The following is a 24,317-nucleotide window of genomic DNA, read 5'->3' on the forward strand; positions in this document are numbered from 1 at the left end:
TCTTCACCAAGATTCTCGCTTAATAACGTAATGTGATGCCGCCGTATACTTCGCTTTGAACTTCCGTGCCGATGATGGCGAGGGAATCCTGTCGCGACCACTCACGATGGGCACCGTCAAACATGTTGCGCCCTACCACGAACACTTCTGCATGGTTTGACAATTGTCGTGCAAGCCGGATGTCTCCTACGAGATAACGGGGTACGTTCGGACTATCAACCTTATCAACATAGCGAAGAATAAAATCTGTCTGCCACTGTTTCCATGGGCGTCCCATCAACCAGATAAAAAAGATATTTCGAGGTGTACCTCCTTCCTCCACTGCGCGGACGACATTCGGTGCCGGTTCAATATTCAGCCTAATAAAACTATAGCCCCCGCGCAGGGACCAGGTTTCGGTGAGTTCCCAGGACCCTGACCATTCGAAGCCGTACGTCTGTGCCCTGACGCCGTTAGCCCACGTGACTGGGACTATGACAGCAGGCCAGCCACCGGGAGTAGTTCCGGCGATGGGTGTCAATGGCAGGAAACCGCGCAGATCATCATAGTCGTTATAAAACACAGAGAGGTCCCAATAGATGGTTTTGACAGGTTGACGGCGCAGGCCGATTTCGTAACTGAGGAGAGTTTCACTCTCGAAGTCAGGATTTCCCCGGACAAGGGCGAATTCCGGAAGCGGGCCGGGAAGAATGTCGTAGAGTAGAGTTAATTCTAAATCCGAGTCAGCTCGAGAGGGGCTTCGCACCGCACGGGAGACGGCCCCCCACACGGCTGTTCGTGGATTCGGTTGCCAGACGACCCGTCCTGTGGGCTGATATTCAAAACCGGAATAATCGTTATGTTCAAACTTCGATCCAACGAGGAAGAATAGCCGCTCGTCGATCACTTCAATTTCATCTTGGATGAAGTAACTGAAAAGATCATCGGCGCGCTTAGCCGGGTTGAATGCCAGGTACCAGGGCTGGGAATTCACAAAATCTTCCGTGTACCTGTATCCAAATCCCCACGTCAGCGTATGACGATCCCCCAAGAGAAAGCTGTGCTGGAAGTCGATGTCGAATATGTCACGGTCTTCGGCATACAGGTACCTGATGTTGTGACGCTCGGTCCGATCATAGTAAATTTGGATGGACCAATTGGAATCTTCGTCCACTTGCCGCGACCATCGCCACAAAAGGTTACCGCCCTCCACGTGGGCGTCATTACGGAGAGTCGTGCGGAAATCTGGTGGGAATGAACCGGGGAGACGGATTCCCTCTCCAGAATAGCCGTTGTAGTAGTCACCCTGCAGCGTCAGGAGATCGTCTTGCGTGGGAATATGGTCAACGCGGAATCCGGTCCGCGCTTGGCGCCAGTCATCTGGCTCGTTTCTTGAAAGCGAATGTGTGGGTGGCAAGTAGCCACCGTCTCTTTCAAACCATTTGCCGTAGATTCGGAACGTAGTGTGTTCGTTGAGTTTTCCGCCGTAGCGTGCTTCGGCAAAACCCTTTTCTTCCGTTCCTGCTCCCGCCTGAAAGAATGACCCCTGTGTTTTTTGGGAGTTTTTCGTGATGATATTGACAACACCGTTAACAGCATTGGCACCCCAGACGCTGGCGCCGGGACCGCGAATGACTTCGATCCGCTCGATGTCCTCAAGGAGAAGGTCCTGGACGTCCCAGTACACGCCGGAGAAAAGCGGGGTGTAAACGGTGCGCCCATCGATTTGCACCAGGAGTTTATCGGCAAAACGGTCGGTGAAGCCCCGGCACGAGATGGCCCATTTGTTGGCGTCCATGCGGGCCACATGGAATCCGGGCACAAGCCGCAGAATATCGGGAAGAGTGCGGGCTCCCGATTGGCGAATCATTTCAGACGTGATCACATAGACCGCTGCGGGCGATCTTCCGACGTTGCTTTCCTGCCGGGTTACGGTTGTCACTTCCATTTGAAAAGATGGAGCAACCACATCGATCTGTGTGAGTTGCTCCACATCCAGTTTGAAAATGTCATGAACGTCCTCTTGGTTCTGAATAACGGAGGGAGGGTCGCCCAAATTGGGTGAACCGTCGGAGGTGATGGCAGATGGTGGGGCGGCCATTTCAGAAGAATTCCCACCAGCAACTGCGATCGCTTGCGGGCAGGATGGGCCCGGTGTTAGACTCCCGAATAAACCTGCCAAAGCGGCGATGGTCCACGCTGTCCACGGCGAAAAGGGACGCCACATCCGCGTCGTGCTGGACGAACGACGATGAGAAATTTGGGCTGGAGTTATCATGTCCGCGGTTCTGCCCGCATTGTTGGCCGATTGGTTCGGGGAATCCGTCAGTCATCAATCGAAGCGAACGGCACTCTTTTCGCCGCGGAGTCGTATTCACAGATGCTTTGCGCGTCGCTCCGGGTGTGGCATCGTCAAGAGGATCAGAAAATCTGAATAAGTTTCGCTCAATCGCCAGAATTTACCCAGATTCGTGCGACGAAATCGCGTCAACGGCCTGAAATGGTTGGCCATAAAGGAGCTGGGGAGCCGCCCAGTGCGATGGTACTCGCTGTATACTGGATAGTTCTGGTGCGATCCTGAAAAATGGTTGCCATGGCGTAAGTGTGACGGGGCTATCGCCCCCACAAAGTGGACTGCTTCAAGCTGAGAATTGACTGAGGACGCGATGACCCTCACTCGCCAGGAAATTGAAAAGGTGGCTCTTTTGGCCAGGCTGATTCTCACGCCCGAGGAAGTCGAGGAGATGACCGGGCAGCTCGGTCGGGTGCTGGAATACATGGCTTTGTTGAACGAGGTCAAGACCGAAGGAGTGGAACCACTGGCCCACGCCGTGGAATTTGCCAATGTTTTTCGCGACGATCAGGTAGAAAAAAGCCTGGATCGTGAAGTAGCGCTGGCAAATGCCCCCCATCGAGATGAGGAGTGTTACCTCGTTCCGGCGGTTTTGGGTGACGTGTGAGTTCTCAGGTGTCTTCTGGAATCAATCCGATTTGCAATGACGAGTCTCAATAGATTCCCGTTCGCCAGTTCTGCTGCTGAGTTACTAGTGGCTCTCCGTAAGGGGGATATCACTTCGGAAGATTTGGTGACAGCAGCACTGGCTCAGATTCAGACATACGACCGGCATGTGGGGGCATTCCTTTCCATTCGGGGTGAAAAGGCGCTGGACGAAGCTAGGGAGATTGATCGGCGGCGAACCCAGGGAGACAAGCTTGGTCCACTGGCGGGGCTTCCTGTGGCAGTTAAAGACAATCTTTGCACGCAGGGAGAGCCTACCACGTGTGCCTCGCGGATGCTGGCCAATTTCATCCCGCCGTACGATGCTACGGTGGTGGCGCGGCTCAAGGCGGCGGATGCCATCATCATCGGCAAGACCAACCTTGACGAATTTGCGATGGGCGGATCGACGGAAACGTCCGCCTTTCAGAAAACGCGCAATCCCTGGGATCTGGAGCGGATTCCTGGCGGCTCGAGCGGCGGCGCGGCGGCCTGTGTCGCTGCCCGGATGGTGCCTCTCTCGGTGGGAAGCGATACGGGTGGTTCCATCCGGCAGCCAGCGGCTCTCTGTGGAGTGACGGGATTGAAGCCTACCTACGGCCGGGTGAGTCGTTTCGGTCTTGTCGCATTTGCCAGCAGTCTCGATCAGATCGGGCCGCTGGCTCAGACCGTGGAGGATTGCGCGCTATTGCTGGAGGTCTTGGCCGGCCATGACTCTCGGGATGCAACTTCGATTAACAGACCCGTGCCTCCTTATCGGGAGCTGCTTTTGCAGCAGCCAGAAAAGGTCAGAATTGGATACGTTCCGGAAATGCTCAGCGACGGGATTTCCCCCGACGTTGTTCGGACCATGGAAGAAGCGATCGATGTGTTTCGGTCATTGGGTGCGGCAATACAGGAGGTTTCACTGCCTCATGCCCGATACGCCGTAGCCACGTACTACATCATCGCGTGCAGTGAAGCCTCCAGTAATCTTGCGCGGTATGACGGCGTGCATTACGGATATCGGACCGACGAAAAGGCGATGCTGGCGGAGCTGGCTGAAGAACGCCGTCGCTTGCAGCAAGAGGGTAATTTGGCTGCCCTGGAAGATCTCGACACAGCTCTGGTTAGGCTCTATCGGAAGACCCGGGCGGAAGGGTTTGGAGCGGAGGTCAAACGGCGGATCATGCTCGGGACATACGCGCTGAGTGCCGGGTATTATGATGCCTATTATTTGAAGGCGCTCAAGGTTCGACGGCTGATCCGCCAGGATTACGACCGGGCGTTTGAAACGGTGGATATGATTCTCGGACCGGTGACACCGGGACCGGCTTTCCGGATTGGTGAGAAAATCAATGATCCGTTGGCGATGTACCTTTTCGACCTGTTTACGGTAAGTGCGAACCTGGCCGGGATCCCGGCGTTGGCTTTTCCTGCCGGATTGAGTGCGGAAGGCCTCCCCATCGGTTTGCAGCTTCAGGGACCGCCGCTTTCCGAGGAGCGTTTGCTGCAGGTGGGACACATGTTTCAGCGGGTGACGGATTGGCATCGGCGTCGTCCCCCATTGATCGAAAACAATGGACCGCTGTCTTGAAAACGTTCCTTGGCTGCCTGGAATGAGTCGGGACAGAATCGTCAGGCGAGACGGGATTGTGCAGGAACGAATTGCAAAGATCAGATGAACACCAGCGATACACCCTACAGGATTGTGATCGGTTTGGAAGTTCACGTGCAGTTGCTCACGGAGAGCAAACTTTTTTGTGGATGTTCCACGAAATTCGGGGCCCCGCCGAACACGCAGACCTGTCCTGTGTGCATCGGGATGCCGGGGGTTCTGCCGGTCATGAATCGGAAGGCCTTAGAACTGGCAGTTAAGACCGGACTGGCGCTCAATTGCGAGATTGCGCGATTCAGCAAGTGGGACAGAAAAAACTACTACTATCCCGATTTGCCCAAGGGCTACCAGATCAGTCAGTATGACCTGCCCATCTGTCGGGGCGGGTACCTGGAAATTCCCACTGAGAATGGCGAGGAAACGCGGCGGATCGGAATTATCCGCGTCCATCTGGAAGAAGATGCCGGCAAGAGTATGCACGACGAAAAAGCCGGCCGGGCGGACAGCCGCATCGATTTAAATCGGGCTGGCACGCCTCTTTTGGAAATCGTCACCAAACCTGATCTGCGTTCACCAACAGAGGCAAAAACGTTTCTCACCGAGCTGAAATTGCTGCTGAACTACCTGGAAGTTTCCGACTGCAACATGCAGGAGGGCAGTCTGCGGGTAGATGCGAACATCAATCTCCATATCCCCACCGGTGACGGAAAGTATGTTGCTACTCCGATCGTGGAAGTGAAAAACATGAACAGCTTTCGTGCGGTGGAGCGGGCCCTCACCTACGAAGCGCAGCGGCAGTACGAAGCCTTTCTGGAAACTGGCCATAAATTGGGAGACGTGCCCAAGCAGACACGTGGCTGGGATGAGGATGCCCAGATAACGCGACCGCAGCGCTCCAAGGAAGAGTCCAGCGATTATCGATATTTTCCAGAGCCGGATCTGGTACCAGTCACGATCACGGAGGAAGAATTGGAACGCATCCGCGCGACTCTCGGCGAATTGCCGGCGGAGATCCGGCGCCGCCTGCAGGCAACCTACCGGATCACAGCATACGACAGCGATGTGATTGTCAATCAGGGGCGGGCGTTCGTGGACTACTACTGCTCTTTGGCGGAAGGATGCGGGGACGGAAAAATGGCTGCCAACTGGGCCCAGCAGGATGTGCTGCGAACGCTTAATGAGCGTCAATGGACAATCGCGCAGTTTCCTGTCAGTGCGGATAACCTCGCGGAGCTTCTTCGGAAAGTGCGAGCGGGTGAGTTGGACACCGCTAAAGCCAGGATGGTCTTTGCGGAGATGGTGGAACGACGTTGCTCGGCGGCGGATGCCATCCAACGGTTGGGAATTGTGCAGGTGGACGAAGGCGAATTGCGCCGGCTGTGTGAGGAACTGATCGCTACCAATCCACGGGTGGTAGCCGAAGTGAAAGCGGGAAAAGATAAGGCAATCGGCAGCCTGGTCGGTCAGGCGAAAAAACGCAATCCGAATGTCAACCCTGCTCGGGTGAAAGAAATCTGTCTCGAATTGATCCAGGGGCAATCCTGAAAAACCGCCTTTACCTCGGTAAATGCAGCCTGGTTCAGAGGAACTCTTCCAGACGGAAAGTTTACATCGAGTGTTTCGATCGGTGGAGTACAAAACGGCGGTATGGCACCTCTTGTGACACTTACAACGGATTTTGGTCGGGACAGTATTTACGTTGCCCAGCTAAAAGCGGTCCTTTTGTCGATCAATCCTCGGCTCACATTAGTCGATGTCACCCACGAGATCCCACCCCAAGATGTGGTCAGCGGTGCATGGATTTTGCGTCACACAGTACCGTACTTCCCGGAAGGCAGTTTTCATCTGGCGGTGGTCGATCCAGGCGTGGGGACCGCGCGACGTTGTCTGGCGGTGGATTGGGAAAGCCGCTATGTCGTGGCCCCTGACAATGGTTTGGTGACGTTTCTCTGCCAGCTCTCACTTCCTCGAAAGATCGTTTGGATAGAAAACCGTGCGTATTTTCGAGCTGAAGTCAGCAGCACGTTCCATGCTCGGGACATAATGGGTCCGGCCCTCGCGTGGTTGACCCAGGGTGTACCGCTGGAGGAACTTGGCCCGCTCACAGGAGAATGGGTCCAGCTTGCCGGTGACTGGCGGCCTCGGATTACCGATCGCGAAATTGAGGGCCGAGTCGTGTTTGTCGATCGCTTTGGCAATTTAATCACGAATATTGAGAAAAACTCCTGGCCCAAGCACGCCACGCCCGTAATTAAGGTGGGCGATCATCAATTTGCCGAGGTCAGTCGCACGTATGGCGAGCATCGGCCAGGTGATCTGATTGCCCTGTTTGGCTCTCAGGGATACTTAGAAATCGCTGTGGTCAACGGAAGCGCAGCGGAGCGGACGAAGCTCACTGTCGGCACACCTGTGTTGGTAACATGGTAAACGAGGTTTATGGAAGAGAAAGAAAAAGAATTACTCCGCGAGTGGGATCGCACTATTTATTGGCATGCCTTTACTCAAATGGCGGAGTATGAGCCATTCATTATCGAGCGTGCCCAGGGATGTCGACTCTTCGATATTGATGGCCGGGAATACATAGACGGGGTTGCCAGTCTGTGGTGTAACGTGCATGGGCATCGCCATCCTCGGCTGGACCGGGCCATTCGGGAGCAGTTGGATAGGGTGGCGCACGTGACTTCGCTGGGTTGCTCGAATCCGACCACCGTTCGCCTGGCGAAACGGTTGACCGAAATTGCTCCGCCCGGGCTGAATCACGTGTTCTTTGCGGACAGTGGTGCCGGGGCTGTCGAGGTGGCTCTCAAGGTGGCGTTTCAGTACTGGCGGCAGATTCCTGAACCTCAACCGCAGAAGACGCTCTTTCTGGCGCTCGGCGAGGCGTACCACGGAGACACGCTTGGCGCGGTCAGTGTGGGGGGAGTGGACCGGTTCAACGCCGTGTTCCAGCCGCTCATGTTTCCCACAATTCGACTGCCTTGTCCGGATACCTATCGAACGCCCGATGGAGTACCTTCAGAGAAGCTCACCGAGTACTATCTCGCGCAGTTGGAAGACGTCTTGCGCCGCGAACATCAACGGATTGTCGGCATGATCATCGAGCCGTTGGTTCAATGTGCCGCAGGGATGGTTGTTCACCCACCGGGGTATTTACGGGGGGTTCGAGAACTGACCCGGAAATATGGAGTGTTACTGATCGCCGACGAGGTAGCGGTGGGATTCGGCCGAACGGGTCGGATGTTTGCCTGCGAACATGAGGGGGTGACGCCGGATTTGCTCTGTTTGGGGAAGGGGATCACGGGCGGGTATCTGCCCGTCGCTGCCACGCTCGTCACCGATGAGATCTACAACGCATTTCTGGGCGACTACGCATCGTTGCGGACATTCTTTCACGGTCACACCTATGGCGGGAATCCGCTGGGGGCAGCCGTGGCATTGGCAAATCTTGATGTGTTCGAGGAAGAACGCACCCTGGAACAACTGCCCCCCAAGATTGAGCGGCTGGCGAGTCATTTGCGCAGGATCGCAGAACGGTCCCATGTGGGCCACGTGCGGCAGCGTGGGCTGATCGCTGGCATCGAGTTGGTTCAAGACAAGGCTACCAAACGGGCCTACCCCTGGACGGAACGCCGCGGTTGGCAGGTGTGCCAGTATGCCCGACAAGAGGGCGTCTTCCTTCGGCCTTTAGGAGATGTGATCGTCATCTTTCCGCCGCTAGCGATCAGCCTGGAAGAAATCGACCACATTTGCCAGGCCGTGGAGCGAGGCATCATCGCCGTGACGGAGTAAAGCGCCAGCGGACGTGTGTCCGAAAACGCTCAACGCGGCACTCCGGAGTGAAGTGCTGGGATTCACAACGTAATGGCTATCAGCTCGATTCCTTCTCCCGCACCGAGATTACGCGAGTATTTCTTTTCGCGCGGATTATTCCAGTGTTCGTGAACACCCAAGCTTGCCAGGCGTTCCGTGGGTTCAGGATGGTTGGGATCGTAGAATGTTCCCGAAGGCGGCCTGTCGGCGAGAGCAGCCTCGTGGAGGTAATCGTCCACCCCGCCTTTGCGCGGGAATGGCGTGCCTTCTGCATACAAAAAGTCGAAGGCCACCGAGTCGATGGCCACGGGGTCCTGAGACGCGAATAAACTGCATGACCATTGATCTTCCATTGGCGGAATGTGCATTTTTTGCGGTACCGGATCACGTGGATGAACCCCGGAAAATAGACCGTCAATGAGGTACAACACTGTCTTGCCACCGAGATGAGCGTGCCCCATCAAATCCACCAATGGACGATAAATTCGCGGAGTATTCGAGAAGCAATGGGGATGCATGTCGTAGTAATTTTCTTGTACCGGCCAGCGGATGAGCGATCCGTAGTGATTCTTAGCGCAAAGCGTAACGCCCGCCCCACTGTGTGCCTTGAAGTTGGCAAAATTAATCAAATAATCGGCTTCGGCAAAGCATTTGGGGATCATGTCCTGTGTTACGCCCTGCGGCCGTGAGCTCCAGTAAAGGGGCACTTCTGATGCTTCAACCTTAATCCGTCCAAACTTCCCAGCATAGTCCACGTATTGAACGTCTTTATAATGGCCATGAAGGATGTCATAGTACTCATGGACGAGATAAGCAAGGGTATCGCAAATAGTGATATCGGCGGGTCTTACGCCCACTTCATCCACCAATTGCCGGAGGAGCGCAAGAATCATTTGCGGTGAGGTGTTCATGTAATTCTCGCGTCTGATAAAACGGTAGGTTTCTGGATCGACGACGTTTTCTCGGAAGATCATCCCCACCCAGTTTGGCTTGATCGCGATCTTCTGACCCGCCTGATATCCCTGCGCGAGACCTTTGCGGCTTGTGTTGAAATGCCGGAAAAGCTTGTCCCATGCTTCTTTAACCGTATTCGCTCCGGTGAGATGGCACACCGCTTGGTCCATCATCTGATTGACGCGGTCCTGCTTGATGCGGTTGCCCTCCCACCATCGGCCGTCATCGGGCCCTTTCCACGCCACTACCCCGGGATCGTGCGCCCAGACCACACGGCCGGGGAAAATACCTTTACCCTGCCCGATCGGTCTGAGCGGGACCGACTGATCTGAAACACTCTCTTCAGCACGGCCAACCTTCGTCGCGCTGAACAGGCCCACAAAGGCTGCGGAGCTTCCGATGAAATGACGGCGACTGACGGATGAGAAGTCGGGTGCCTCAGCGGCGTAAGGAGAATGGCGACGATCCGACATGACTGGCCCTCCCTTTGCGAAATACGACAGATGACACAAGTGTTCTTTCCGGTAGCCTCAATATACAGCTTTTAGTGGCCCAAGAGAATCGTTTTGATTGGGTTGCTCCGTCAATCATTGCCCGAAGATGCCGTAGCAAGCAGGAAAGCGTCGGACCACCGGACGGTTACGAACTCCGCGAAAAGCCGACCGTGACAACTTTGGACTGATAAATAAAAACGGCCGAGTACCGGCGACCTCCTAGCGGGCACACTTTTGCCGCGCTTATACGGCGATTGATACGAGTCGTCAACCACTGTCTTTGATGTCGAACACATCGTCGGGAGACAGCGAGGGGGCGTGATGGCCCTCCGTGCCGCTTGTGTGTTGGATATGTCCCTCGCCCCCCGACCCGCTCACCTTGGAACCCGCGCAAGGACGCTTCAGAAAGGCGATCCAGCCCATGATGCCTTTGGCATCCTTGTAATACTCTACTGCCACGAGCTCCCAGCCTTGCTGGCCTACGGCATTGAGCTCGTCCTGGAGGGCGAGCTCGGAGCGCCGCGTGAGGAACATGTACTCCCACCGCTGCTGCGCCTGAATGATCGCTGTCTTCGTCATGCGCCACCTCCTTCTGCCAGAGAATAAACCAAATGGATCAATGGAAACAAACCGAATAACCCGACTGTAAAGTTTGTGCTGTCAGCGAGCATCACGCAGCGTTAATTCTCTGGCCCCCCTTAATCTAATCCGCGCGGTGGCGGTTGAAAAGTTGCGGTAGCTTCGCGACGTGTGGTTTTGGGGGCGCAAAATACTTTTCTTTTTTAGCCGGCGCAAGCGTTCTACGATGGACGCTAACAACGCTTGTTTCGATGAGAGCGGCTCATCGGGCGGCGGTCAGGCAGATCGAGATGATCCCTGCTGGGGCGAGTTGATTATCGAGTTTCATCCCTCAAAATGGAGTAGGGAACCGGCGCAGGAATCTCGCCCCTGGTAAGCCAGTTCAACCGTTGGAAGAAGGAGTAGGGACCAGAGGATTCCCGGTGTAGGGGTCGAAGTCGATCCCATTGGTGGGTAGTACATCCAAAGGTACCGTCACACGCACAGTGGTGCCCCGCTGTCGCTGCGACGTGATTTCCGCCCAGCCGCCGAGAAGCTTCGCGCGATCGCGGATGGAATGGAGACCGAAGTGTCCCGCGGGGATTCGCTCAACATCAAAGCCAGTTCCCCAATCGCGCACCTCGATTTCCAGTGTGGAATTCTGCTGCCGGAGTGAGACGGCCACCCGGGAACTTCCACTGTGCCGCACGGCATTGAGCACCGCTTCCTGGATGATGCGGAAAATATGGGTTTCCACCGGCGCAGCCAGCTGAATGAATTGTGTTTGGTTGTGGAACTCGATTTCCACGTTATGGCGCGCTCGGATTTCCTGAAAGAAACTCTGCAAAGCCGGGATCAGCCCCCCTTCTTCGAGAAGGTCCGGGCGAAGTCCCCGAATCAACCGCCGAGCTTCGGCGATGGCATTGCGGATGAGATGCATGGCGCGATCGAGAAAACTTTCCGCTTCCTGCGGAGCTGTACTCCGCAGGTGACGGTACGTTTCAAGGCTCATCAGCGCCCCGGTTGCCTGCTGAATAAATCCGTCGTGGATTTCGTACGCGATCGCTTCGTTCTGTCGCTCCTGAAGCTCCCAGACTTCGTTGAGTAGCCGTTTTTCTGTTCGCCGCCACACTTCTTTCTCCGAATGCCACTCCTGGCGGGCCTGCTCGAGTTCCTCTTCAATCCGCCGCCACGTTGTCACGTCGGTGATATATCCGGTGAGAAAGGCCACCTCGCCTTCCTCGTCAAACACCGCCATTCCTTGTTCCCAAACCCATTTAACGTCGCCAGAAGCCGTGCGTATGCGGTAGACCAGACGATACGGTCGGCGCTCGTTGACCGCCTTTTGGACTTCCTGCCACACTTTTTCACGGTCCTCTGGAACGATGAGTTCCGCGTAGGCCCTACGTCGGTTTCCAATCAGGTCCTCCGGCGCGTAACCCGTCAACTCTCGGCAGCCATCATTAATGTATTGCATAGTCCATTGGGGATCATTACGACACTGATACACCGCCCCTGGCAGACATTGCAGAAGCCCGCTGAGGCGGTGTGTCTCCAGTTCCACGAACGTTTGGTATCGATAGGCGGCTTTAAGAACCGGCTCGATGAGCAAGACGCCGGCGAGGCATGTCAGAGAAATCAGTAATGCCACCGATTCGGAAATGAGGTCCCGAGGAATTCCCAGGTAGATTTCGCCCAGAACGCTGAGACTCCGAACCACCATTAAAACCATAGCAAGCGCAAGAAGCAGCCAACCCCAGCCCGGCCGAAATCGGCTGGCGATCCGCAGCGCAACCCAGGCGGCCGCGGCCTGGCATAAGAGCGACACAACGACCACAATGAGGACAAACATCTAAAATCCGTGCTGGCTGCTAGAAAAGGACACTTGTTCAAACCCTTAAAACGACCCACTATTTGGAGTACGGCCCATCGAACGCCAGGGTGCACGGATGGTGTTGCCGCCGTTGTGAGCTTCTAACCACGTCGCCCCCCAAGGCATTGACCCCGACCACCATGAATGATTGTCTCTTCGGCCGGAAGGGGTAAGGTCCTTATGGTGGGGAGGCTATGACTACTATAGCCCCCCAATTTTGTGTGTCAATAACCCATATAAGGGGCGACAATTGTCAAAGTTTTTGACTGTGCTTAATTGTGACCACACTTTCTATCTAGCTGTGTGCTAAGTTTTTGGGTGCAGCAAAAAATAAGGTTTTCCCTCGTTGGTGGGGTTCAGCCCCTTTGCCTTGTTTCGGTGGGCACTCCAAAAGTTGACGTCCAGCACGGGACTTCGGTGAGGAACCGAAAGAGGAAGGAGGTCAGCCGTGAAAATCGCGGTGATTGGAACAGGGTATGTAGGACTTGTGACGGGGACGTGTTTTGCCGAGACCGGTAACGACGTCATCTGCGTGGACTGCGACGCTGAAAAAATTCGGCTTCTGCAAGCAGGGGAATGCCCAATTTACGAGCCGGGTTTGGAAGAACTCCTTCATCGCAATATTGCGGCTGGCCGTCTCCGATTTACCACCGATTTGCCGAGCGCCGTCCGCTGGGCAAAACTGATTTTCATTGCGGTGGGAACGCCGCCGCGGGATGACGGCTCGGTCGATTTGTCGGCCCTTTGGGCGGTCGTCGAGGAGATGGCCCCCCATCTGGCCGAGGACGCCATCGTGGTGATCAAGAGCACGGCGCCCGTGGGCACGAATGCCGCGGTTACCGCCAGGCTTCGCGAGCTCACCGGCCGCCCCGTGGATGTGGCCACCAATCCTGAGTTTCTCAAAGAGGGGGCTGCTGTGGAAGATTTTATGAAACCCGATCGCGTGGTTGTTGGGGCACGGCGAGAAGAAGTCCTGGAAATCCTGTGGGATCTCTACCAACCTTATTTGCGCACGGATAAGCCCCTGCTCTTCATGTCCCCGGAAAGCGCTGAGATGACCAAATACGCGGCCAACGCGATGTTGGCCACGAAGATCAGCTTCATCAACGAAATTGCCGCCATCTGTGAGCGCACGGGCGCCGATATCAACGATGTTCGCCGGGGAATTGGGCACGACAGTCGGATCGGTTTCGCGTTTCTTTTTCCAGGTGTTGGATACGGAGGCAGTTGTTTTCCGAAAGACGTTCGCGCCCTGGCAGCCGTTGCCCGTGCGCACGATGTCACACCGCGAATTCTGGAAGCCACGCATCAGGTTAACGAACATCAAAAAGGGATTCTCCTCCGCAAGATCCGTGAGCATTTCGGTGGCGCGCTTTCCGACAAAACGATTGCTATCTGGGGCCTTTCCTTCAAGCCGGGAACGGACGACATTCGTGAGGCACCATCGCTGGTTTTGATCGACGGCCTGCTCCAACACGGGGCGGCGCTTCGGGTGTACGATCCAGAGGCCATGGAAAACGTCCGCAAACGTTACGGAAACCGACTCACGTACTGTCAGCAGCGGGACGAAGCACTGGATGGTGCCGACGCCCTAGTGATCGTGACGGAATGGAAGCAGTTCATCCACCCTGACTTCGATGAGATGAAACGCCGATTGAAACGGCCGGTCATTTTCGACGGACGAAATATCTACAACCCTCATCGTATGAAGGATCTTGGTTTCACTTATTACAGCATCGGACGGCCGCCGGTCAGACCGTAATCTGCTGCTGGGCCCACATCTGGTCCATGAGTTTCAAGTCTCTGCCAAGCGGAAGCGAGAATGCGTTTGACTGATTGACGCACGGACGGTTAAAATGACAATAACGCTGCGGCGGTATTGGCAGCGAGCATGCTCGGTGAGGGTGCAAGCATCTGGTGAGACTATTCCTCGCCTAATGGGTGGTCTACTCTAGTCCAGATAGGGGATGAGCTAAGGTAACTTCTCCAGGTCGCTGACGATAACTTGGCAGACGACTGGCCAGAGGCTCATTGAATGAAGGCCTAACGTCGGTCAGTCGGACTACGAACCCGTCCGCCGTCCGGTGAGTGTAGATCGACTGGCATGATCGAGGGAAATGAGAGAACCGGTACGCCTTCGCGACAGCTCCCAGCGGCGAAGCCCGTTCGGCTGGAAGAACAGCCCACGGTGATCACTCCGCCCGAGGCACTGGTACCGGTCTCCTCGCCCGAAATCGGTGTTGAGATTCTTACACCCAAAGTCAGCCCGGGAGCGACCCTCGGCTCTTACGAGATCCTGGAATATATTGGTGGCGGGGGGATGGGGCGGGTATTTCGGGCGTTTGATGCCCGTCTTTCCCGGGTGGTGGCCTTGAAGGTACTCACACCGGAGCAGGCCGCAGACCCTCAAACACTGGCAAGATTCCAAAACGAAGCCCGATCTGCTGCGCGATTGAACCATCCGGGTATCGTGCAGGTCTACGCGGCGGGCGAGCAGGATGGGATTCATTACATCGCCTTCGAGTTTATCGAGGGCACGAACCTTCGGAAGCTCGTGGAAGAAAAGGGGCCGCTCCCCTGGATGGATGCCGTGCGATACATTCTCCAGGTTGCTGAGGCCCTCGATCATGCGAGCAAGCGAGGGGTCATCCATCGGGATATCAAACCGTCCAATATCATTGTCACGCACGATGGTCAGGCCAAATTGATCGACTTGGGGTTGGCCCGAGTTTATCAACCCCGAGGGCCAGCGCAGGATTTAACCAGCAGTGGTACAACTTTGGGGACATTCGACTACATTGCGCCGGAACAGGCGCGGGACCCTCGGTTGGCAGATGTCCGGAGCGACATTTATTCTCTGGGGTGCACGCTTTACTACCTGCTTTCGGGACAGCCTCCATTCCCCGGTGGCACGGTCCTTCAGAAGCTCCTTCAGCATCAAACAGAAGAACCAGTCGATATTCGCAGGATCCGCGGAGATGTTCCGGAAGCCCTCACGCGGGTTCTGCGGCGGATGATGGCCAAATCTCCTCGTCAGCGTTTTCAATCGGCGGCGGAACTGGCTGCGGCACTTCGCGAATTGATCGGCGAAGGTGAACGTTCTGTCCGATTTGGAAATGGCAAGGCACTCAAGAATGGGAAGGAGCATCGCTGGCGGCGGCATCTGCCGTGGGCAGTGCCCCTGGTGACTCTCCTTCTCACCACGCTGTTTATCGACAAGTGGTTTTCCCATGGAGCTGAAGAGCTGGATCTGTCTGGCGATGAGATGATGACGCAGGTCGAGCTTTTCTCGCCGCCTGCGCCCGCGTTTGGAGTCGATACAGGATCACCGATGGGAGAGACGTCGAAACCAGCTCCGGGGAACGCTTCCGCGACGTCGATTCCTCCGGTGCGTGCATCGCAAAATTCTCCAGGTAACGCAAATCGTCGGGAATTAACAGAACCTTCGTCCGGTACAGACTCGGCGACGCCCACGTCGGGTGCGTGGAAGAAAGGGGTGTCGGGAAGTGGTCCAACTGATCCTGCAAACGATGGTTCGGAATCAAGTTCATCGAGGCAGCCCTCCGATTTTAGCCCCGCCAGCATTATTCCTGTGCCGGGGGTGCTAGGTGGTGATGCTCGCAAGCCTTTGGGAATGTCATCTTTGCCAGGGAGTGGCTTGGGACTTCCCCAGGCCGTTCCGCCGGATACACCGCTCTTTGTTCCGCCGACAAATCGGTCGTCGGACCTGTCCGCTGAGAGCCCGACTCGGGGAAATCTTCTGCCGTTTTCAGCCGCCGTGAATGCCCAGCAGGGGACCCTTCCGGACCAGAAATTCACCACACCCACTGCATGGATCAGGTGGGTTGATCCGACGGGCCGCCGGGAGGGGAGCTTCCCGACTTTGCAGGCCGCCTGCCGAGCGGCTTTGCCCGGCGATGAAATCCGTTTGGATTTCGACGGAACACTGCTCGAACGATCGCTGGATCTAAGAGGCCGTCGGTTGAAAATTGTCGGTGAACGGGGGCGCTGGCCAGAGCTTGTCTTTCGTATGGACGATCGGCAAGGGGTAACTTCTGAGAGCTTTGTGTTGCTGGCCGCCTCAGAGATCAGCTTCGAGAATGTGGGGCTGCGATTCGAGGTGCAAGGGCAGAACGCTGCCCGGGAATTCGCATGTTTTCAGATGGTTCGAAGTTCTCGGGTTACCTTCACGAACTGTGTTGTGACACTCATTGTGGACGAAAACCGATCATCGATGATGGCCACCGCGGCAGCACCCGTCGTCTTTGAATCCACGGATGATCCGCAAAGCGAGATTCTGGTGAAGGCTCTGGCCTCTGACCTGAACCAGTCAATGGCCGGCAATATAATCGAGGTGAAACAGTCCGTCATCCGTGGCCGGGGCGGAGTCCTTCGCAGTCTGGGCGTTCAGGGAGGAGAATTGCGAATCAGCGAGTCGCTGATCGCCATTGACGGGAGGTTGTTAGATGTCGCGGGAACAGACCGCACTCCCGAAACTGGAACGCAATGGAAAGTTGCATTGCAACGGGTAACGGCCTTCTGCCGTCAGGGGCTCTGTCGCCAGAGTCTTACAGCCTATCAGTGGCATCTCCTTCCAGTGCGGGTGGAAAGCCAGGCAAGCATTTTTATAGCTGCCCGGGATGCCAGTTTTATCGAGCAGGTGGGGATGTCGTTGGAAAAAGCGCTGCGATCGTTTTCGTGGTTCGGACAGGATAACTTCTACGAAATGTTTACCCGATTCTGGTCCATCACGCCCGGGGAGCCGGGTTCTAACGTCTTCTATGTCTCTTTTGAGTCGTGGATGAGTTACTGGCGGTCAGAGCATGAACAGAACCCTGCATACGGGGCGATTCCATGGCGCAACCCGCTCCCGTTGACCAAGCCAGCTTATCTCCATCAGCCCTCCGATTACCGCCTCGCAGATCCTTCGGTCGATGACGTGGCCGCTGAGATCGCCGGGAAGATAGGCTGTCCGGTTGATAACCTGGCTGGTCTTCCAAAGTCTCTTCCCTGATGGCCACCTTTTGCCAGTCAAGTTGCCTGCCCAGTAAACGCGGAAAGGTTGGACCGGCACGCCTGTCATGTTCGATGTTACTTGTACGCGTCTTGTCACCAGCCTCGGTAGGGCCAATTCATTTATTGCCCCCACCGCGAATAATGGATTCCCATCCCCGTTCCAAAGGCAATTCGAATCGCCCCCACAAAAACGCAGTCGATTGGCCATCCACCTTGCAAGGACGATTCATGGATAGTTCCGAGCGCTGAATCGTTTCGTGCCCGTCGACATGCTGTTTTGACTCTCGTTCGACCGCGGTCACAACTGGTCGATGCAAACCCCGGGGTGCTATAATATCCTTGGAAAAGCTCGTGAGACACCCGCGATTCAAGGTTGGAGAGATCCTTTAGTAGTGAGGCCATCGGTGTTAAGCTTGTCCAGGCTTAAGGTGTGGGGAGTGGCCATCGCGGAGTCTTGGGATTGAGGGGCAGGGACAACGCGACTTGGGGTGGGTCGAACATGAGGGAACAGTGCAGTGATGAGCCGTGCGGTTGCTGACGTCCGACCGTTACCACCGCCACCTCCGGAATCGGGTTCACCGCCTGAGGATGAGGAGGTGCTGATCCTCAGACAGGTGGAAGCGATGCGTCGAAAGATCGCAACGGTTGAGATCGTCTGGCGATCGCTGGCGCTCGTGGCCGGGATGATTGCCTACGGCCTTCTGGCCGCCGTGGTAGATCAGTGGATTTATCCACATGGGATGCCCGCCGCGGTACGATGGCTGTTGTGGATTGTTTTTATCCTGGCCAGTGGTGGGTGGATTGTCCTGTCCCTGGGGCCTTATCTGATCCGCAGAATTCATCCTGTCTTCGCCGCCTATCAGGTGGAACAAGCGGTTCCCACTCTCAAACATTCCCTGATCAGTTTTCTTTTATTGCGTGGGGAGAAGGACGCTCTGCGGAGCGATCCGCTCAAGCTCAATGTGTTTCGCGGTCTGGAGCGGAACACCGCCCAGCAGGTGTCGCAGGTATCGCCAGAGATCGTGGTGGATCGGTCAGCGATCCTGCGCACGGGTTATGTTCTCATCGCATTGCTCGCAGTCTTCGCTTTAGTGGTACTGCTGTCGCCCAAAAATCCTCTAGTTTCAGCCGCCCGGGCCATTCTTCCCTGGAGCCGCATTGCACCCCCGAGCCGAGTCAAAATTGATGTGGTTCAGCCCGGCACCACGGAAGTTCTTCAGGGTGACAGAGTTGTTGTCTCGGCTTTTATCCAGGGACTGTGGGAAGGTGAGGAAGCTCGCGTTGTGTACTCGACGGCCGACGGCCAGGCGGTCGATCAGTCCGTCCCTCTTCAGCCGGTTCCGGGTAAGTCGGGTCATTACGAATGTGAACTGTCACCTTCCATTCAGCAGAATACGACTTATCGCTTGGTGGCGGGGGATGCCGTCACTCCGGACTTTCATCTCACGGTCGTAACCCCCCTTCGCGTCAAAATCCAAAAGGTCGAATACCGGTTTCCGGCTTACACCAAGCTCGAGCCGCGTGTGGTCGAACACCTGGGTGACATCCAGGCGATAGAGGGAACGGAAGTGACCATCCATGCGGAGGCTCCGGAATCTCTCCGGAATGCCGAGATCACCATCGAAGGGGACCGACGAGGAACGCTTCGGATGGTTGTGGAAGGGAAGCACGCCCGAGCGACAATGCGATTGAAACTGAACAAAGTGGGAAGCACTTTGCATGAGTACTCTGTTTATTCCATCCGAGCGGAGAGTCAGGACGGTCGGCCGAGCGTGGACCCCGTCAAATACACGATCGAAGTCGTGCCCGATATGCCACCCACCGCGCGCTGGGAGTCGCCCTCTGAGAACCGGGTGAATGTGCCGGTGAATGGAAGTCTCCCGCTCAGGATAAAGGCGGAGGATCCTGACTTTGGACTGCAGCAGATTGTGCTCACCGTCGAATCGTTGGGAAAGAAGGTTGCGCAGGAAGTACTGCTGGACAGACCCAAGGGGGACGCCCATATCGGGGAGTTCAGCGGCGAGTATCTTTTTGTTCCGAGCAAACTCGGTTTGGCCACCGGGGATGTCGCTCTGTGTCGTGTCGAGGTCGCGGACAATCGAGAGCCTACGTCCAATCTTGTCAAGCTGCCCGAGTTGGAGATCCACATCGGACCGGCGGAGAGGGGTGAGGAGTCGAGGTCCGAGGAATCCCAGCAAAAAGCGTTGAAGGGGCAAAACGGAAAACCCGGTGAATCACCCCCGGATAAAAGTTCTGGACAAACGCAACCGCCTAGCCCGCTAGGAGAGCAGCCGTCGGCCAAACCGAATCAACCTGGTCGGCAACCAGAACAGTCCCGATCGCCGGGCGCAGCTCGCCAGCCGGAGAGCCCCGATCAACCGAATCAACAGAACCAGTCGAACCAACGCAATCAAATGGAGTCGTCCCAAAAGTCAACAAGCGGATCGACTCCGCAGTCGTCAACACCTCAGCAATCAGCGGGTGACTCTTCGGGGACGCCGCCCTCGGCCGAATCTGGTCAGCCGGCGAACCAGACAAATGCCGAGAAGTCATCCCAGGGTCAGCAGTCAAGCTCGCCCGAACCGCAAATGAGCGGCAATCCGACCGCTCAGGAACAGCACGGAAAAACGGAGGATTCCGGATCGGGTGAGTCTCAGACCGGTTCGCAAGGTGGTCCTGGCAAACAGCCACCCGGAACGAAAGGTGGGCAGGGCCAGGCAGGTAGCATGAACGATACACCGGGAAGACAAGCGGAAGGTTCTGACACCCATAAATCGGGTGAATCGCCGCAACAGGGCGATCAGAGATCGCACGCGGAGGAAGGGACACCTGCTGGGCTGGACCGCCACCACGCTGGCGAACAGGCTGCCGCGGCAAATCAAGATCAGTCGCAGGGAAGCACTGGGCAGGGGCAACAGGGGGCTCGCGAGGGAAGCAGTCCTGACAGGACCGATTCAATGGGGGCCGGTGGAAAAGAGGCGAGCGACCAGGGGCCATCTGGCACAGACGGAGCACGCTGGTCGCAAGGAAACGAGGCCCAACAGAGCGGTTCTGGTAAGTCAGGTTTGTCAGGAGAAAAGCAGCAGTCCAGTTCGTCTGGCACCGGTGGATCTGGCACAGGGGAAAGTAACTCGCAGGAGGGGACAGCTTCGTCCAGTCAGGGGGCGACGGAAGGTATGCAACAGGGGGAAAAGCCGCTCCACGGTGGAACCTCCAAAGCTGGTGGCACCGAGGGCGAGCAGTCGTCCGGTGGAAACGTCCCAGGAGACGGCCAGCGGCGGGACAAGATTGACGGGATATCAAATCCGGGAGATGCCATCGAAAGGATCCTGAAATACCTGGAACGCAGCGGTGCGGCAAAACCCGACGGGTCGGCGTCGAAAGCTCAGAATAACAGTTCGCAAACGGCAAACTCAAATGACCAGCAACCCGGCTCGGGAAATCAAGGCGCGACTCCGACGCCGCCACCGGGGCAACGACCAGGCAGCCAGCAGGAGTCGCCAAATAGCTCGGCAGGGACACCGTCAAACGGTCAGGCTCCGCCGGATCGGGATGCCCGCGCTGTCTCACCCGGACAAGCACCTCCCGGTGGAAACGCCGCGCAAACTGCTGACTCTCACAACCACGCGGGGGGCGGCGAGTCGCCTCCAGCGAGTTCGGGAATGGCACCGCCGCAAGCCGATCGGGCACCACAGCAGAACGTTGGTGCTCCCGATACGGTTGCCAATCCGCCTCGATCGAACGAGCGGCACGGGACAAGCAATCGTGAAGGGGAAAGCGGAGATCAATCTGGCTTGGGAGGTCAGGGAGGTGGTCAGCAGACGCCGGGCCAGGGAAGCGGCGCGGCGGGAAGTCAATCGCCTGCTGACTCTCAAAGCGGGAATCCTTCCCCAGGAGCCGGCCCGGAGGCGTCCGCCTCATCGGGAAATCAGGCGAGCAGTTCGGGCGGGAGTTCGCAGGGGGGAGGTGCGACCGGCGACTCGGGCCAGAGCGGTCAGGGGGGGCAGCAAAGTTCCGCTCAAGGGTCTTCCGCGGGTGGTGGTCGGAGGGCGCCGAACGGCTTTCAGCCGGGCAATGCCTCACGCGGTGGTGGACTTCCCGGCGGTGGTTCAGGCGGTGGAGGGGCCTGGCCTGGCACCGAAACACCTGTTGACGATCCCAACCTGGAGTTTGCCCGACAGCAGACGGATCTCGTTCTCCGGTATCTGGAGGAGCAAATAGCGCGGCAAAACCCGGATGAAAACCTTCTTAAAGAGCTAGGCTGGACGAAGGAAGAAATGGCCCAGTTCGTGAGGCGTTGGCAGGAGTTGAAGAAGGCAGCGGAAGCCGATACACCCCAGGGGAAAGATGCGAAAAAGCGGTTGAACGAGATCCTCCGCAGTCTTGGTTTGAGGCCGAGTGGTACTGAGATCCGACGCAACGACGAACTTAGAGACACCGTGCACGGGCTGGAAGCCGGTCGAGACATCCCGCCCCCTCCCCAGTGGAGTGATTACTTCCGAGAATATCTCAAATCTCTCGGTGCGGCTCAGTAATCCCGTTGCTTCCCTGCGAATCATCTCTCAAATACTGTGTTTTGAATTGGGGCGCCGAACACTAGCGGGTATGCTAAATAGTTTCGGAGCTCGGGAAATTGACCGCGCTCAACCATAGGGTGGCCGGTAGAATCTTGCTGCGGCAAGGTCTACCCGTTGTTTCCCAGGATTTTATGACGCCGAGTTCCCGGTTGAAGCACGGTTTAGGCTCCCCGCCCGGATGATGGAAAAGATCGGTGGGTCGAGAAGTGGAGTCAGCAAAGGTGTTCGGAATAGAAACTCCAGAACCACGGTACTTAACCCCGTTTAATCCGCGCCAAATTCCCCACTTTTTTACGGACATTTTGATTGTGGGAGCCGGTTTGGGGGGACTGCGGGCGGCGCTGGCCGTCGATCCGCGGCTTAACGTACTCATCACGTGCAAGGACGGCCGTGAAGGATCCAATAGCTGGCACGCTCAGGGCGGAATTGCAGCCGTTCTCGATCCAGAAGATGACCTGGAAAATCATGTGCGGGACACGCTCGAGGCGGGGGGCGGCCTGTGTGATGAAGTGGTCGTTCGTAGTGTTATCTACGAAGGTCCGGAGCGTATTCGCGAGTTAATGGCGTGGGGAGCTCAGTTCGATCGTGCTGGCGATCGGCTGGCTTTGGGACGTGAAGGTGGGCACAGCCATAATCGGATCGTGCACGCGAATGGGGATGCGACCGGGCGAGAAGTTGTCCGCGTCCTATACGACCGTGTCCGCCAGCAGCCGAATGTGGATGTCTGGGAGGACACTTTCACGCTCGATCTGCTGACCTGGGAGGGACGCTGCCGAGGGGCCATGGTCTGGAATCACCGCCATGGTCGAACGCTCGTCTGGGCCAAACAGACGATTCTCGCCTCGGGCGGCTGTGGCCAGCTCTATCGGGAGACAACCAATCCGGAAACGGCCACGGGAGACGGAATGGCCATGGCGTTTCGCGCCGGAGCAGAACTGCGTGACCTGGAGTTCATGCAGTTTCATCCCACGGTCCTCTATATTGCGGGAAGTGCCCGTCACCTGATTACGGAGGCCATGCGGGGAGAAGGTGCGCGACTGGTCGATCGACATGGTCATCGGTTCATGTTCGACTATGACCCTCGTGGCGAGCTGGCTCCGCGAGATGTGGTGAGCAGTGCCATTGTGGCCCAAATGGAAAAAACGCGGCATCCTTGTGTGTATCTCGACTTAACCCACTTGGATGCTGCCCAGATTAGAGCACGGTTCCCTGGGATCACAAAAATCTGCGAGGAATTCCGTCTCGATTTGTCACGGGACCGGATCCCGGTTCGTCCCGGCGCTCACTACATGATGGGCGGGGTTACCGTGGATCTCGAAGGCCGGACCACGGTGCCGGGTTTGTGGGCAGCGGGCGAGGTGACATCGTCGGGCCTTCATGGGGCGAATCGGCTGGCCTCCAACAGCCTTCTGGAAGCGCTGGTGTATGGACGCAGAGCAGGGCAGGGTGCTTCAAGAGAAGCCCTGGAAATGCCTGACCAGTACACCGTCTTGCCTTTGGCCAATCCGACTACCCCCGCTCCTCATGAACCCCTAGACCTTGTCGATATTCGGAATTCTCTGAAAAGTCTCATGTGGCGGAGCATGGGCGTTCGACGCGTGGGTGACAAGATGCGAGAAGCTCTCGAGGACATGGAGCGATGGTGCAGTTATGCGCTTCTCCGTCAGTTCACGCACCCCCAGGGCTGGGAATTGCAGAACATGCTCACCATTGCCAGGCTGATGGTTCGAGCGGCCATCCAGCGGGAAGAATCGCGCGGATGCCACTACCGCCTTGATTTTCCCGAGCCGAAGCCAGATTGGCAAAACCGGCGCATCACCTTTCGCCGTTCGGACAGCTAATGAGTATCCAAAAACTTGCTACACCCCAATGGTGTTGATTGAGCCGTCGCTTACTTGACACACCTTCTGTTTCGTGAATAATCGCACTTCAGGCAAGGGTTCTGGGTGTTAGACAACAGATGATGCGTGGGAGGTCCTGGTATGCTCAAACAGCGTGCGATTCGGATTGGCGCGGGTTTTGTTCTCGTGGCGGTAGGGTTTGTTCTCGGACTTGCCGCGCATTCGCAATGGGAAAATCTCCAGGCATCGGAAGGGAACAAGGAGGTGGCTGCTAAGAAGGTCATGCGGGTGGGACAGGTTATCGGACTGCGCCCGGAGAAAAAAGATTATTACATCCAACTCCACGCCAACACCTGGCCGGGGGTACTCAAACGCATTCACGATTCCAACATCCGAAACTACTCAATCTATTTGGCGGAACTGGATGGAAAGCTCTATCTTTTCAGTTACTACGAATACATCGGGGATGACTACGAAGCGGACATGGCCAAAATCGCTGCAGACCCCGAGACTCAGCGCTGGTGGAAAGAAACCGATCCCTGTCAAATTCGATTACCCGGAACGCCTGAGGGTAAATGGTGGAAGCCGATTCCCGAGGTGTTCCACACCGATTGAGGCGA

14 protein-coding genes are annotated in these 24,317 nt (G+C 56.6%); 10 read left to right on the forward strand and 4 right to left on the reverse strand.

Going from position 1 to position 24,317, the window contains the following annotated elements:
- Positions 1-19: 19 nt before the first annotated feature.
- Positions 20-2,080, reverse strand: a complete 2,061-nt coding sequence (locus tag ABJK56_RS11140) for a TonB-dependent receptor (protein ID WP_347244743.1) — start codon at positions 2,078-2,080, stop codon at positions 20-22.
- Positions 2,081-2,645: 565 nt separating this feature from the next.
- On the opposite strand from ABJK56_RS11140, the gene gatC reads away from it, so the two are divergent.
- The 5 genes from gatC (at position 2,646) to bioA (ending at position 8,363) form a co-directional block, all read left to right on the forward strand.
- Positions 2,646-2,939, forward strand: a complete 294-nt coding sequence (gene gatC, locus ABJK56_RS11145) for an Asp-tRNA(Asn)/Glu-tRNA(Gln) amidotransferase subunit GatC (RefSeq protein WP_347244744.1) — start codon at positions 2,646-2,648, stop codon at positions 2,937-2,939.
- A gap of 36 nt (positions 2,940-2,975) precedes the next feature.
- Positions 2,976-4,553, forward strand: a complete 1,578-nt coding sequence (locus tag ABJK56_RS11150; protein WP_347244745.1) for an Asp-tRNA(Asn)/Glu-tRNA(Gln) amidotransferase subunit GatA — start codon at positions 2,976-2,978, stop codon at positions 4,551-4,553.
- 84 nt (positions 4,554-4,637) lie between these two features.
- Complete coding sequence (gene gatB / locus ABJK56_RS11155) at positions 4,638-6,119, forward strand: Asp-tRNA(Asn)/Glu-tRNA(Gln) amidotransferase subunit GatB (protein ID WP_347244746.1); 1,482 nt, start codon at positions 4,638-4,640, stop codon at positions 6,117-6,119.
- Between the two features lie 102 nt (positions 6,120-6,221).
- Positions 6,222-7,001 (forward strand): SAM-dependent chlorinase/fluorinase, encoded by a 780-nt coding sequence (locus ABJK56_RS11160; RefSeq protein WP_347244747.1) that lies wholly within the window; start codon positions 6,222-6,224, stop codon positions 6,999-7,001.
- Positions 7,002-7,010: 9 nt separating this feature from the next.
- The gene (gene bioA / locus ABJK56_RS11165; RefSeq protein WP_347244748.1) at positions 7,011-8,363 is read left to right on the forward strand and encodes an adenosylmethionine--8-amino-7-oxononanoate transaminase; all 1,353 of its coding nucleotides are present in this window, start codon (positions 7,011-7,013) and stop codon (positions 8,361-8,363) included.
- Positions 8,364-8,425: 62 nt separating this feature from the next.
- Here the strand turns inward: bioA and ABJK56_RS11170 are convergent, their stop codons facing one another.
- From ABJK56_RS11170 to ABJK56_RS11180, 3 genes are all read right to left on the reverse strand, one after another.
- Positions 8,426-9,811 (reverse strand): DUF362 domain-containing protein, encoded by a 1,386-nt coding sequence (locus ABJK56_RS11170; protein ID WP_347244749.1) that lies wholly within the window; start codon positions 9,809-9,811, stop codon positions 8,426-8,428.
- A gap of 288 nt (positions 9,812-10,099) precedes the next feature.
- Positions 10,100-10,411, reverse strand: a complete 312-nt coding sequence (locus ABJK56_RS11175; RefSeq protein WP_347244750.1) for a hypothetical protein — start codon at positions 10,409-10,411, stop codon at positions 10,100-10,102.
- Positions 10,412-10,793: 382 nt separating this feature from the next.
- On the reverse strand, positions 10,794-12,242 hold the full coding sequence (locus ABJK56_RS11180) for a PAS domain-containing protein (protein WP_347244751.1): 1,449 nt from the start codon (positions 12,240-12,242) through the stop codon (positions 10,794-10,796).
- A gap of 469 nt (positions 12,243-12,711) precedes the next feature.
- On the opposite strand from ABJK56_RS11180, the gene ABJK56_RS11185 reads away from it, so the two are divergent.
- The 5 genes from ABJK56_RS11185 to ABJK56_RS11205 all read left to right on the forward strand — a co-directional run bounded on the left by ABJK56_RS11185 (position 12,712) and on the right by ABJK56_RS11205 (position 24,312).
- Positions 12,712-14,025 carry a UDP-glucose/GDP-mannose dehydrogenase family protein gene (locus ABJK56_RS11185; protein WP_347244752.1) on the forward strand — a complete coding sequence of 438 codons (1,314 nt, stop codon included), beginning with the start codon at positions 12,712-12,714 and terminating at the stop codon, positions 14,023-14,025.
- A 342-nt stretch (positions 14,026-14,367) separates the two neighbouring features.
- Positions 14,368-17,277, forward strand: coding sequence for a serine/threonine-protein kinase (locus tag ABJK56_RS11190; protein ID WP_347244753.1), 2,910 nt, complete (start codon positions 14,368-14,370; stop codon positions 17,275-17,277).
- Between the two features lie 520 nt (positions 17,278-17,797).
- Complete coding sequence (locus ABJK56_RS11195) at positions 17,798-21,814, forward strand: hypothetical protein (protein WP_347244754.1); 4,017 nt, start codon at positions 17,798-17,800, stop codon at positions 21,812-21,814.
- 236 nt (positions 21,815-22,050) lie between these two features.
- Complete coding sequence (gene nadB / locus ABJK56_RS11200) at positions 22,051-23,697, forward strand: L-aspartate oxidase (protein WP_347244755.1); 1,647 nt, start codon at positions 22,051-22,053, stop codon at positions 23,695-23,697.
- 141 nt (positions 23,698-23,838) lie between these two features.
- Positions 23,839-24,312, forward strand: a complete 474-nt coding sequence (locus tag ABJK56_RS11205) for an L-rhamnose mutarotase (RefSeq protein WP_347244756.1) — start codon at positions 23,839-23,841, stop codon at positions 24,310-24,312.
- Positions 24,313-24,317: the final 5 nt, after the last annotated feature.

The organism is Thermogutta sp. (genome assembly GCF_039793925.1).
Classification (GTDB): domain Bacteria; phylum Planctomycetota; class Planctomycetia; order Pirellulales; family Thermoguttaceae; genus Thermogutta.

Bases quoted from the DNA above. Each gene is read 5' to 3' on its own strand.
- ABJK56_RS11140 (WP_347244743.1), bottom strand. From the start codon at position 2,080: ATGGCCGCCCCACCATCTGCCATCACCTCCGACGGTTCACCCAATTTG.
- ABJK56_RS11180 (WP_347244751.1), bottom strand. From the start codon at position 12,242: ATGTTTGTCCTCATTGTGGTCGTTGTGTCGCTCTTATGCCAGGCCGCG.
- ABJK56_RS11160 (WP_347244747.1), top strand. From the start codon at position 6,222: ATGGCACCTCTTGTGACACTTACAACGGATTTTGGTCGGGACAGTATT.
- ABJK56_RS11150 (WP_347244745.1), top strand. From the start codon at position 2,976: ATGACGAGTCTCAATAGATTCCCGTTCGCCAGTTCTGCTGCTGAGTTA.
- ABJK56_RS11195 (WP_347244754.1), top strand. From the start codon at position 17,798: ATGAGCCGTGCGGTTGCTGACGTCCGACCGTTACCACCGCCACCTCCG.
- ABJK56_RS11175 (WP_347244750.1), bottom strand. From the start codon at position 10,411: ATGACGAAGACAGCGATCATTCAGGCGCAGCAGCGGTGGGAGTACATG.
- ABJK56_RS11205 (WP_347244756.1), top strand. From the start codon at position 23,839: ATGCTCAAACAGCGTGCGATTCGGATTGGCGCGGGTTTTGTTCTCGTG.
- gatB (WP_347244746.1), top strand. From the start codon at position 4,638: ATGAACACCAGCGATACACCCTACAGGATTGTGATCGGTTTGGAAGTT.
- ABJK56_RS11170 (WP_347244749.1), bottom strand. From the start codon at position 9,811: ATGTCGGATCGTCGCCATTCTCCTTACGCCGCTGAGGCACCCGACTTC.
- bioA (WP_347244748.1), top strand. From the start codon at position 7,011: ATGGAAGAGAAAGAAAAAGAATTACTCCGCGAGTGGGATCGCACTATT.
- ABJK56_RS11190 (WP_347244753.1), top strand. From the start codon at position 14,368: ATGATCGAGGGAAATGAGAGAACCGGTACGCCTTCGCGACAGCTCCCA.
- gatC (WP_347244744.1), top strand. From the start codon at position 2,646: ATGACCCTCACTCGCCAGGAAATTGAAAAGGTGGCTCTTTTGGCCAGG.